Origin of the sequence: Rhodoblastus acidophilus, from assembly GCF_025961575.1 — a bacterium.
Taxonomy (GTDB): Bacteria; Pseudomonadota; Alphaproteobacteria; order Rhizobiales; family Beijerinckiaceae; genus Rhodoblastus; species Rhodoblastus acidophilus_C.
Window position 1 is genome coordinate 1 of sequence record NZ_JAOQNX010000018.1, and the last position, 12646, is coordinate 12646.

The window sequence follows — 12646 nt, forward strand, 5'->3', positions numbered from 1 at the left end:
CATGGGATTCCTCCTCGAAATCACGCGGGAAGAATCGCATCGTTCAAGCCAATTGGGAATCCCCTATCGAATCGGAACTCGCCGAACGCGCTCTAGAGGGGGCACACGCGGGGGAAGCGGCGGCGCAGCATCGCGTGTGGGCGGCAGCAACGCCGCCCGCCCCGGCTGACCTTTCAGCCGGCGAAATTCGCGTAGGCTTCCTGCTCGGCCGGCGACAGCTTGCCGATAGCGCGCTCGTAGGCCATCGGGTCGGTGCTCGCCAGACGGTCGAGGGCGGCGAAGTCGCGCGCGGAGCCGCTGCCGCCACCGTCGCGCCCGCCCATATCGTCATAGGCCGCCGCGCGCTGCTTCAGCCCCATGGTGCCGTTCAGGTCGTCGGTGAAGCTCTTGAACGCCTTCTCAAGCTGCGCCCGGTCAGACAGGTGAGCATACGCCGCGTTGCTGGTCACGGCCTTCACATGCTCGTCAAATGCGATCAGTGCAGCGCGAGAGTTGGCGATCTTCGCGCCGGTGGTCGCCATGAAGTCGGTCACGGCGGCGCTCCATTGGTTATCCTCGGCCTGACGCTTCATGTCGTTGGCGAGTTCCGCCTTGCGCTGCGCCCAGCGGACTTGCTCGCGGGCGTCGGCGGCGCGGGCTAGGGCGTCGCGGTATTGCGCGGACGTAATCTGGCCGTCCTCGAACTGGCGCTGTGCCTCATCCTCGAAGGCCGCAACGCGCTGGAGGTTGTCGGCGACGGCGACGGGCGCGGCGGTCAGGACAGGTGTCACGTCCTGCCGCAGTTCCAATTCCTCCACGTCGCGCTGCTCGGGCTCGGTGACCTGCTGCGGGGCGTCGTCCTCGGCGAGGGCGGCGCGCTCCTCGTGGGTCAGGCTCAGGAGTTCGTCGGGGGTGTGCTGCTCGTTCATGGTTTTCTCCTCTTAAAAAATGGTCAGTTTCAGCGCCCGTAAACCGATGGCGCGGTGTGCCGGCCGATCCGGTCTTCCAGCTTGTCGTCCAGGTCGACGCCGTGCTCCATGCGCTCGCCCTTGGTGCGAAGACGCTTGGCCGCCGCTGTGACGTCCTTCGCCCTGATGTGCTCCTCGGGATAGCGCTCGTTGTAGGCGTCCACCTTCAGCATGGCGGCGTTCAGCGCGTCCTCGTCGCCGGCCATGCGGGCGCGCGCAGCCTCGCGGAGCGCCGCTCCTCTCGCCTCATGGATGTGGTTCTGCTGGTTCCGCTGGTACGTGTTACGGTCCAGTTGCTCGCGAACCTGGGCGGGGGTGAAGCCCAAGAACTGCTTGAACAGGTCGAGCACCGACAGGTTCTCCACGACCGGGTTTCCGTTCTTGTCGAGCACGCCGCCCGCATAGGCGTAGCGCGCCGCCTTCATCGGGTTCTTGACCGCCGCTGGAGCCAGCTTCTCAACGCCGCGCCAAGTGTTGCCCTTGCCGATTTCGCCAGCGCCCTGCGCCATCTGATGCGTCAGGCCGATGGTCGCGCCGAATAGCTGTTCGAGCACGCGGAGGAAAACCTCATCCGCGTTCTTGGCCTCGTAATTGTTCGAGCGGAACCAAAGGTCAGCGTTGCCGATGCGGTCGGACAGCGCCGTACCGCTGATCCAGCCCGGCACGCCATCCATCAGCATGCCGCCGAAGGCCTTGCCGATCAGGCTGTCGCCCGTCGCTTGAAGCACGATCCGGCGCAGGGATTCCTCGGGCTCGTCGTCTCCTCCCGCCAGCCCCATGAAAAAGCTGGCCAGCGACATCAGCGTGCTCATCATGAACATGCCGGTGAGGCCCGCCATCGGGATGGACATGGCGACCATGGTCGTGAATCGGCCGATGGCCATCTTGCGCTCAAGCGGCGTCTCGCCCTTGAACGACTGGTGCAGATCGCGGAAGGCGCGGAACAGCACATTCACTTGGTACGACTTGAGCGCGAAAATCACGCGCGCCATGTCGCCGCGCATCGCGCGCGCCTTGGATGACGCCTGATTGTCGTAATGGCTCATCCAGGTCAGATCGGACGCCTTCTTCACCGCCTCGGCCTCTGACAGGCCCGCCTTGCGCGCGATGCGATAGGCGGCAAGGAACGTCACTTCACGGTTGGCGCGCTCCGTATGGTGCATGGGAGCCGACGCGGCCTTCATGACCATGTTCAGGACAGGGTTATAGGAGACGCCCGTTTCCGAGATAGACGCCAGATCATGAGCCTGGGTCTTGTCGATGACGCCACTCTCGTAGCCCTTCTGAATGGCGCTGCGCTCTTCATCGGCGAGCCCGCTGGAGTTCTCGATGAAGCCACGCCCCCGCATGAAGTCGGCAGTCGCGCTGGCGAGCTCGCGCATGGCGCGCACCACGCCGGCCTGGGTGTCTGCGTCATAGGCGAGAACCGCGCCGCCCTTGCTGAACGTCTGCTCGATGTTCACGATTGCGGATGAGACATTGAACGCCATCGTCCACAGGAAGGTGAACGACGTCAGCCTGTGTGCCCAAGTGGCGCCGATGGGATTCATGATGAAGTCGTGCGTGCGGCGCGCTTCAGCCTCAATGGCTCCAGACCAAACCGGGTCGGGGCTGACTTCAACTTCCTTGTGCATTTCGTCCAGATGCTCTTGCAGGTCGATGCCGTATTTCAGGCGGCTCATCTGGTGGCCGGCGTGGAACATGGTGTGCGCGTAGGCGCGCAGCGCATCCGTGTTGAAGCCCATCGTCCCTTTGCGGTGGATGCGGTGCTTGCGCATCGACATATCCGGCAAGGATTCGAGATAGCGCTGCCACACCTGATCGCGGACTTCGCGCGAGACGTTGCTGTCGTCGAGGATCGCGTCGAGGTTTTCCATGAACCGGGGATCGACCATTTTGCCGCGGTCTTTGCCTTCCTGCATCAGCCCGGTTTCGACGTGCTGGCCCTTCACCTGCGACTGTTCGCGAGCGAAGCGCTTGCGATCTGTCTCGCTCTCAAACTTCGAGAAAGAGACAATCCGGCCTTCGTCGTTGCGGACGGTGACGAAGTAATTGCCGAAGCGCGCAAGCGGGAAGTAAGGGCCGTGTAGGCGATTGCGCTCGAACTCTGCCCGGAGGCGCTTTAGGCGCGCCGCCCTGGCGCGCTTCCCAATCGTTTCGGCATGAGCAAGCCGGTTCTTGGCCTTGTCGATGGCGTCGGCGCGCTCCGCATCGGACAGGCTCGCGTCGCTGTTCGCCGCCTTCACATCATCCGCATAGCGGCGCTGTGCGCGCTTGATGTTGGCGTCGATAGCGCGCTTCACGTTTTCCAGCACGAGCTTTTCCTGCGCGTCGCCCATTTCCTTATAGGAGTCGCGAATCTCGTTGAAGATGACCTTCGCGGGCGGCGACAGGGCGTCGTACTGATCCTTCAGCACGCCCCACATTTCCTCTCGGCGCTGCTCGCGCGCAGCGGCCTCGTCGTCCTCCAGGCTGATCGGGCGCTCCTGCCCACGCCACGGCTTGCTGGGGTCAACCTGCTCGCGCGTAACCTCGTGCATCAGGTCCATGAGAGCCTGGTTCTCCTTTCGGTTCGGGAAGGAGATTTTTGCGCCATCGCGAACCATCTTGTTCGCGTAGCGGAACCACGCTTGCAGCGTGTCATCGGTCTTCTGCGCAAGATCGTTGCGCATGGTGTCCATGGCGGTCTTGGAATCAAGATAGCGACGCGCCGACGGAAGATGCTTGGCGATTTCCATGAACAGCGGGCGCGTCGGGATCAGCCCAAGCGCGCTCGTCTCGGGGTTGTTGCCGCCGGTGAGGCGATCCATCATGAAGCCGGCGACGCGGCGGCGGATGCCGTCGAGGGTTGTTTCGCCGGATTCAGGCGGGTCGCCAGCAATCGAATAGCGCGCGCCATTCTTGGCAATCTTGGGGTTCGGTTTGCCGTCCCAAGAGCGTAGGGCCGCGAGCGCGAGCGAGCGCAACTGGCTCGGCGTGACGTCGCCTAACTGTTTGCCGAAGCGGCGAAGCGCCCAGGCCTTCACATGACCGACGAAGCTATCCACGGCTTCGCGCAGGCCGCGCGGAGCGGCCTCGGCGTTCTCGATGATGTAGGCGGCGACTTCCTCGGCCATGTGTTCGGCCGGCGCGTTCGCTGCCTGGGCGCGGTCGAGCGCGGCGCGCCAGAAGTCGCCGTTCGTGTGCGCCTTGCCAGACAGGGCGCGCTCCATGGCGGTGTCGGTGGCCGCCTGAACGCGGCTCATGAGAGCGCGCCAGCCCTGCGAGCCAACGAGCGGCTCAGCGCCAGCGTGGAAGGCCTCGTGCAGCAGAACGCTATACGCCCTGTCCGGCCTCAGGTGGCGCGCAACCAGATGGATCGTGCCATCGGGCATAGTGAAGCCCTGTACGCCACGTTTCTCGCCAGCAGCAGCATGATCGTCGTGCAGCACGATCTTTCCGCTATCGATCATTTTGGCGATCAGGGGCGCGTGAGGGCCGCGCTCCATGTGCTCACGCAGGCTGGCCGCATCCAAGCCTGACGCTTCCTGCGCGGCGGGCGCGACGGACGCCTTGGGCGCGCGGCCAGCGGGCTTCGTGGCCTTCGCCTGGGTACGGGGTTGCGCGGCGGCTTTCATCGCCGTCGGCTCATCGGCGGCAGCACGGCGGCGGTTGATTTCGGTCTCAACCTCGCGGCGGCTCGCGACCAAGTCGCGGTTCGAGCCGTTGGACCTCGCTAGCGTAGCGATAGCCTTGAGGCGCTGGCGAAATTCCGGCTCAGACATTTCCGCGAGCAGGCGCGCGAACTCGGCGGCGCTAGGCTGCGCGGCCTTGCCCGGGACACGCGCGCGGTCGCCCGGTTCGCCGCCCTCACTGTCGGTCGGCATGGCCCCGAACTGCTGCTCGACTGGCGCGGATTGAACCGCCTGTGGCTGACCCTGGCCAGCGGGGCTCTTGCGCGCATCAATCTCGCGCTCGACGTCGCGGCGAGCCTTGGTGAGCCGAGCGCTCCAGCCGGACGCCTTGCCTTGGTCCGCAAGGAATTTCATGCGCTCGCGCAGTTCAGGCTCAGACATTTCCGAAAGCGGCTTGTCCTGCTGCTTCAGCGGCCGAACAGTCGGAGCTTTCGCTGTGGCTGTCTCGCCGACGCTGGACGGTTCTTCGACCACCTCGGCGGGTGCAGGCGCTGCCGGCGTTTCAGCCGTCAAGGATTCCTTGACGGGTTCGACCGGCGTTGACGCTTCAATGACAGGCTCAGGAAGAGTGCCGGCTGAAGTGGTGTTTTCAGGCTGTATCGCCTGATTTTCTTGGGGTTTAGGGCGGCCGGCCGGAGGCTCGGCCGACGCGGACGGCGCAGCGCCTTCCTCGCGCGGCACAAAACGCGGCTCGGGCATGTGGGGGGCGTCCGGTGCGGGAACGATCTTCGACGTTCCGCCCGCAAGCTCCTCGTGGCTGATAAGCTGCTGCACGCCATCGTCGCCAAGGAACAGCACGCCGTCAGCGTCCTGCCCGACGATATGACCCGCCATCTGCAAGGTGTGATCGGGGAAGCTTTCCGGCACAGCGTTCAGCATCACGCGCTTGCCGGCGATGGTCGCCAGCGGCGCATGATCCGGCGCGCCAGCGGCGAGCGCGGCAGACAGCGGCCCGCTAGGCGTCGAAGGCGGCGTACCTGCATCGCTCGCCAGCGGCACGGTCTGATTGCTGGCAGTCGGCGCGGGAGCCGGCGGCGGTGCGCTGGGAGTTGCTGGCGGCGGCGGCGGTGCCGGCGCTGGCGACTGGCCTTGCTGGGTGTCCTTGGTCGCGCCATGGAACGCGCCGCCCATGCCAACGCCCATGACAGCGCCGGTGACAGCGCCGCCAAGGCCCTGGTTCACGACGTCATCCATAAGGGATTTGTTCGGATCGGCGTTCTTGACCGCCTCATTCTGCGCAAGCTGCTGAAGCGCGCTCTGCGGCAGTTCCTCGGCGAGCCCTTCGCCCAGGCCGGCGCCAGCGAGGCGCTTCGCCAAGTCTTTCAGACCAGCGCCTTCGGCCCGGCCAAGGAAGGTCTTGGCGATGATCCGGTCGCCCATGCCGCCGAAAATGCCGGTCGCGATGCCGCCGGTAATGAAGGCGCGCGCGCCCATGTCGGTGGCGAGCGCCTTACGCGCCGCTTCCTCCGACATGCCCTGCCCCGTCATGGCCTTGAAGGCGTCGGACTGGCGCAGCGTTTCAAAGGGGAGTTTTTCGATTTCCTGCCGAACCTCGCGCTCGCTCTGCGCGCCACCCAGCAAGCCTTCGGTGGCCGCGCCAGCGACGGTCGCCACAGTTGCAGCGTGCTTCGCAGCTTCCGCCGCCGTCGCGCCGCGCGCCATGGACGCGGCAAACGCACCCTTGGCGAGCTTCAGCGCCGGGCCGGACGACAAGAGCGTTTCCGGCATGGACTGGAGGATTGTGCCGGAATAGGCGCGCCAGTCGGTGAACGCGTCGCCGAACTTGCTCTTGTCGGAATCCCACCACTTCTTGGCGAGGGATTCACGCATCTTCGGCGTGTATTCCTCGGCGAGCTTTTTGCTCTGTTCCTCGGCGACTTCCGCTCCGGTCTTACCGTTGAGCAACCAGCGGTCGGCCGCGTCGAGCGCGTTCATGATCTTGGTCGGCAGGATTTTGCGAGCAACGCCGTCAATGTCCTGCACGGCCATATTGAGGCCCTGATCAATCGCCACGCGGGCGTCGTTCAGATTTCCCATCAGGCCAGGCTCTTTGACCGGCGCGGGCGGCGCGGGCGGCTCAGGAGCGGGCGCGGGGAAATAGGTGTCGGTGATACGCTGCGTGCGCGCGAGCACATCATCCGCATAGCTGTGCGCGTCCGGCCCCCAGGACGCCGGGTCGGCGTTGCCGGCAGCGAAAGCCTTCACCGCGTCCTGCGGCGGAAGACCGTGCATCTGCATCAGCGTGGCGAGCTTCCTGGCTGCGTAGTCGATGTTCTGCTCTGGCACGTAGGGGTTGACGCCCGACTTAGCGACGTCTTCGTCGGTCATCTTGATCATGCCGCGCGTCTTCGCGCCGGGTCCGCGCGAGCGCGCAAACGGATCAAGACCGGAGTCCTTTTCGGCCATGCCAATCAGGACGTCGGCCGGGACGTTGTATTTTTCCGCGGCGGCGCGGAAAGCGGCGAGAGAGAGTTGGTCGAGGGCGCGCTGCTCGATGGCGCTGGTCCCTGACGGAACTACGCGCTGGCCAGGGACATCGGTCGCAACTTTCTCCTGAGCGGGCTCCGGCACGATGCCGACGCCCTTTGCGTCCCATTCGGCGAGTTGGTCCTCGACCATTTGGTGAAAATCGGCGATGCGATAGTCGGACATGAGGGCGTCGATCTGGTTCATGGCAAGCTCTCCGTTCAGGCCGCGACGCAGCGTTCGGAAATCTTGATGACGACTCGGCCGTCGACACCTCGGGACTTGGCTTCCTGCTCCAGTTTGAAGCGGCGGATTTCGGCTTCCTGGGCGCGGTGGTCGCGGTCGTTCGGAACGATAACGATTTCCCGCACGCCGCCGTCGTTGGGCTCGCCCGCGTTCGGCAATGCATCGACCTCGTTACGGACATTTCGATAGGCCGCCCAGGGTGCGATTTCCTCCTGGGTCAGCGCCCGGCCGGTGACGAAGATGACAGCGCGGCTCGTGACTTCGCGCTCGACTTCCGCAGCCGGGACCGGCGCGGCGGCGGGCGCGACCGCTTTCCAGTTGGGGGTGTGCGGCAGGATCGCGCCCGGCTGAATGGCGATAGCCTCTCGGCCAGCCAGGAGGATACGCGACGTGCGGAAGGCGCGCGTCCAGCCAGCCACGCCCACCGGGGGCTGCGCGAGCGTCAGACGGTCCGTTGCAGCCTCCAGAACGACGCTTTCAGCGCCAGCAATGCCTGCCGGCCAGTCCTGCGTGACGAAAAGCACCGCGCAGCCGCACACCGACTCCGCGATCGTCAGAGCGGAGTGGAGCGCGGAGCGGCGGATTGGATCATGCGAGACGCCAGCCTCAACGATCAGCAAGCGCAGGTGGCGGGGCAGTTCGTCCCGCACGCGATAGAGTTGCACGGTGCCGTCAGTGAGTCCGCGCAGGTCGCCGCTCGCAGAGGCGATGGCGATTGGTAGCGCCACGGTGACGCCGCGAGCCAGGGCGGCGGCTTCCACGGCGGCGGCCATCTTGCCGCGATTGGCTGCGATGATCGCCACGCCGCCCGGCTCGCCGATGCTGTTGCCGAAGAAGCCGGCCAGCGAGGCGCGCGTGCCGTTGGCGTCGGGCAGGCCCAAGCCGCATCCGACGTCGCCGGCAGCGAGCGCCACGGCCAAATCAGCGGCCAACGCGGTGTTGGTGGCGGCGTCGGGACCAGTCAGCGCGTGAATGCCTCGCGGCGGCAGGATGCCGGCCAGGAGCTTCGTTTGCGCGGTTTCGCCGTGAGTGGTCCATCCTTGGATTTTCGTCATGATCGTTGTCCTGGTTGAGGTTTGGTGATGTGGTTGGGAAATTAGGGGCGAACCGGCAGGGCGTTGCCCATCATCTGCTGCACGATCAGGTGCAGCGGGTTCTCCTGCTCACCGCCGAGCTTCACGCGCTCCACCCACAATTGCAGGTGCTTGCCCAACAATTCGAGCGCGCGCAGCTTGTCGTTCATACGCACCTTGCGCACGGTGCTGATAGCGTCGCCGTCGCTCGACGAAATGGTTTCGACCGAGGCGATGGCGCGGCGCACGGACTCGTCCATGTCTTCAAGCGAGCGGACCTCGCCGGTCGGCGTGAAGACCTTCGCCGGATCGAGGAAGGCAATCGCCGCGAGCTCGTGAAGCACCCGGTCAGCTGTGATTTCCGTGCGTTCGGAGCGGGATTTTTTGGCGGCCGAGATGGCGTCGGCGATGTCAACATTCGTCAACAAACGCTGCCCCTGCGACTTTGCCGTCTTCGCGCTATAGCCGGCCTCGAGGGCGGCCTTCGTTGCATTGAGGGAGATGATGTACTCCTCGACGAAGCGCTGTTGTTTGGGGGTCAGTTTCTTGCTCGGTTTCATGTTCTCTTCCTCTGTCTTCAGTGCTGTTTGGCGGCGATGGTGGCGCGCGCCAGGGGCACTTCGAGCCGTTCAGCGACGGCGCGGGCTTCGGCGGGCGTGAACGCGGCGAGCGCCGTCCATTCGTTCACGATGGCGAGCCAGATGGCTGCGCGCGAGAAGGTGGGGCGGTCGGGTTCCCACCAGTCGGTGAAGGGCATGATGCGTTTCAGCATGTCGCGCGCATGCACCACCGCGCCGGCGCGGGCGGCGAGAGCATGGGCGGTCAATTGGTGGTTGGGGTTGGAACCGCCCGGGCCGTCCAAACGGTCCTCAGGGCGGTTTCCAACCGCCGGGGGGTATAAGGGGGGTTGGAACACACCCCCGTTGGAAGCGGTTGGAAGGTTTTTCATGGCGGTTGGAACCAGGGTTGGGAGGTAGTTGGAAGCCGGTTGGAAGGCCGTTTTTCCGGTTGGAAGGCGGTTGGAAGCCACCTAATCGGCAGGCTCGGGCAGGTCGTGGTCGGTCGAGCCGCCCTCCTCGCTTTCGCCTGAAACATCCCCACCGATGCCCTGCGACACGATCACAAGGCGCTGCCGCGGCTTCGACGGCGGGCCGAAGCCCTCAACCTCGATGCGGCCGGATTGCAGCAGTCGGTTCATCGCGCGGCCGAGCTCTGAACTTCTCATGCCCTTGGCATTCTCGTGACCCTGGAAAAGCGCGGGCGCGTAGGTCGGTCCCTTGTTTGGCGAGACGGCCCGCTTCTCGCGAATGAACTGCTCCAGCAGCGCGAGGAACACGTTGTCGGCGTGATGCGCGGCGTCGGCGGCATTCACGGCGCTTTGCGTCTCGCGCTCGAACTTGCCATCTTTCCAGCGCAGGACGATCTGTCCGCCGGTAGGCGAGCGATTTGACTTCTTCGTCGAGAGAACGCGCAGGTCGCGATCATCCTCGACGACGCGCTTGCCGTCGGTTCTCAGCCTGCGTTCCAGGTAGAGGCGGGAGCGCACGCTGTTGTTCCAGGCCGTATTGCCGCTGGTGCCAGTGCCGGAATTCATGCCGCTTTGCGACGGATGCGAAAGCAGCACCACGGTCATGTCGTGCTGAAGGGCGAGCCCACGCAGCATGCCTATGAATTGGCGCGCCTGCACTTTCTTGATTTCGTCGCCGCCGAACAGGTCGGCCAACGTGTCCAGAATCAGCAAGTCCGGCTGGTTACGAGCAATGATGCGCTCTAGCGCGGTGAAGAGGGCTGTCGGCTTCAACAGGCCTTCGCGTCCCTCAGGCGCGGCGAGTACCGCATCCTTGCCGGCGAGGTCAGCGATGATCAGGTCGCTCAGCAGATCAAGGCGCGGCTCGATGCGCGCGAGACGGCGGTGCAATTCGGCGGTTTCATCCTCGGCGCTGATGAACAGCACACGGCCCTTCTCGGTGTAGAAGCCGATCCAAGGTTTGCCTGTCGCCAAGGCTGCGCCGAGTTGCAGACCCAGCAGCGACTTGCCCGTAGCGCCATCGCCGGCCAGCATGGTCACGTTGCCGTGCGGGATCAGGTCTTTGATCAGCCAGTGCTGGGCCGGGATAGGCTTGCCAGCGAGGGAGGCGGCGCTGATGATTTCCATTTCCACTGCTCGCGGCTGCTGAGCATGAGGCGCGGCGTGCGGCGCTTCGCCTTGGATAATTTCGCCAGTCTCGGGGTCGGAACCCACCGCGAGATGGTTCGGAATCGGATTGCTTTCGCGCGCGCCGAGCGCGGCGGCGATCTGCGCGCCCAGGCGCTCAGCCTGCTCGTCGCCGGGCATTTCGCGATCAACCAGCGGCGGGTGCGGTTGAGACAGGCCGGCATTCAGGCCGCTGGCGATAGTCGCGCGGCAAGTGCGCGGGCCATCATCACGCCAGGAACCGTTCGCACGGCACGCGCCCTCCAGGGCTGTCACGACGGCTTCCTGAGAAATCCAGCCTGCGCCAACGCAGCGCCCCATGGAATAGGCCATTTCGTTCAGAGCGTTGTTGCGGCCACCCTTCGCGGTTTCGGCGAGTTCCTTCGCCTGTGCGTCGAGCTTGACGCGCGCCCAGGCGCGCTCGCGCTCGCCCGCCGCTGCCGCGCTGGTGAGCGGATCGCAATTCGTCGCGGCCTGGGCTTCCGGTTCGGGCTTCGCGCGCAACGCGGCGGCGATTCGCTCGGGGAGAGCCGGAATCTTGCCAGTGTCGAACGCCTCCACCAGATCAGGCGAACCCGGTTCGGTGCGCCACTGACGCCCGTCTGGGAGCGTCGCGCCTGGAGCGATGACATAACCGCCAGCGCCGCGAACATCGACGCCGAGCCCCTTGAACTCGCCGGCCGAATTGCCAAAAGGGGCGTCGGGCTGGTTCAGAAAATACAGATGAACGCCGCCATTCGCCGTCGCCACCATCGGAGCACCGAACTTGGTCGGATCGCCCACGCGGTCAAAGAAGTTCTGCAATCCGTCGGGGCCGCCGTGGCGATCCAGGTCGGAGACGATCAGGCCAGCTTTGGCGAGGTCGATGGCAGGAATGGCGTCGGGAAAACTGCGCCACCATTTCTCGACGGTCCGCGCGTCGCACGTCGATTCCGCGCGCCATTTGACGAGCGGGTTTTTATGGGTGTTGCAGGGAAACACGGGAGCGCCAACTTCGGCGAGACGCAGCGCGATCTGACGATTTTTCACGCGCCAGGATTTGGTGCTGTTCGTGGGCGTGGCGAAGTCATCGCTTTGCTCGCCGTGGTCGCTAAGGTCCATTTCGGCCACGATAAATTCAAGACCGAGGTCAGCCATTGCCGCCCCCCATCACGCTCAACGCGCGCGCTGAACGCCACGCCTGGATTGCGTTCCAGAAAGCCTCTTCGAGATTGCCGTTAACCAAGTGGCATGCCTGGGCCACAAACCAGAAATCGTTGACTTGCCGCCTTGTCAGGTCAGGTCCGAGATTCAGAAAAACAGGAACGCCAATGGCATGGGCGTGACCGATCTCAACGAGAGTGCCGAAGCAATCCGTCTCGTTTATGCTGGCGAACACGAAATCCGACTTCGCTATCCTGGCGAGGGAAACATCGAACACGCGAGCACGTTTGTTTTTCTCACCTTGCCCGTGCGTCCCAGGAACATGGGAAAGGCCGTGGCCGAAGCAGGCGAAGAACGGTCCGGTGCAAACGAAATTCGGCGTGTCTTCAAACTCGTTCGGGTCGAGCGGATTGCGCGGATAGATCGTGCGATACGTCAGGCGCTCGCGCCAGCCGTGCTGGGCGATTTTTCCGGCCAGATAGACGTGCGGCTTCTCGCGCGGCGGTTGATTTTTGAGGGGGGCTGGGGTAGCCATTTAATTGGACCTGCATCAATCGTGATGAAACTGCCCAGCGCTGCAACGCCGGGCAGTTTTCGTTTGTGAAGATTAGGCGGCGGCGGCTTCGGTGGTGCTCGGCATCGGAAGGCCGGCGATGTAGAGCGCTGCGATGGGGCCACGCACGCTGCTGCGGCGGCCGTCCTTTTCAAGGATCACGCGGCCGGCTTTAACGTCCTCATAGAAGGTAGTTCTGCCGACATCCTTAAGTGCGCGCACTTCATCCACGCTCAGGCGGCCGACTTTCAGACGCACCTCGACGGGGATCGGGTTTGAATGCCGCTTACGCTTCTTTTCGTCTTCAATCTGCATCGCGTCCTCCAGAACAGCCAGGGCTGACGGAGGAC

8 protein-coding genes are annotated in these 12646 nt (G+C 64.7%); all 8 read right to left on the minus strand.

The features are described from left to right. Nucleotides 1-173: 173 nt before the first annotated feature. Nucleotides 174-908, minus strand: a complete 735-nt coding sequence (locus tag M2320_RS13470) for a hypothetical protein (RefSeq protein WP_264597730.1) — start codon at nt 906-908, stop codon at nt 174-176. Nucleotides 909-937: 29 nt separating this feature from the next. Beyond that, on the minus strand, nt 938-7294 hold the full coding sequence (locus M2320_RS13475) for a PLxRFG domain-containing protein (protein WP_264597731.1): 6357 nt from the start codon (nt 7292-7294) through the stop codon (nt 938-940). Nucleotides 7295-7308: 14 nt separating this feature from the next. Next, the gene (locus tag M2320_RS13480) at nt 7309-8388 is read right to left on the minus strand and encodes a hypothetical protein (protein ID WP_264597732.1); all 1080 of its coding nucleotides are present in this window, start codon (nt 8386-8388) and stop codon (nt 7309-7311) included. A 41-nt stretch (nt 8389-8429) separates the two neighbouring features. Then, nucleotides 8430-8966 (minus strand): terminase small subunit, encoded by a 537-nt coding sequence (locus M2320_RS13485; RefSeq protein WP_264597733.1) that lies wholly within the window; start codon nt 8964-8966, stop codon nt 8430-8432. Nucleotides 8967-8983: 17 nt separating this feature from the next. Next, on the minus strand, nt 8984-9232 hold the full coding sequence (locus M2320_RS13490) for a hypothetical protein (RefSeq protein WP_264597734.1): 249 nt from the start codon (nt 9230-9232) through the stop codon (nt 8984-8986). A gap of 204 nt (nt 9233-9436) precedes the next feature. After that, nucleotides 9437-11737 (minus strand): AAA family ATPase, encoded by a 2301-nt coding sequence (locus M2320_RS13495; protein ID WP_264597735.1) that lies wholly within the window; start codon nt 11735-11737, stop codon nt 9437-9439. Continuing rightward, complete coding sequence (locus M2320_RS13500) at nt 11730-12278, minus strand: hypothetical protein (protein ID WP_264597736.1); 549 nt, start codon at nt 12276-12278, stop codon at nt 11730-11732. Before M2320_RS13500 ends, M2320_RS13495 begins: the two co-directional genes overlap by 8 nt. Before the next feature lie 72 nt (nt 12279-12350). After that, entirely contained in the window at nt 12351-12611 is a 261-nt protein-coding gene (locus M2320_RS13505) for a hypothetical protein (RefSeq protein ID WP_264597737.1), read from the minus strand. Nucleotides 12612-12646: the final 35 nt, after the last annotated feature.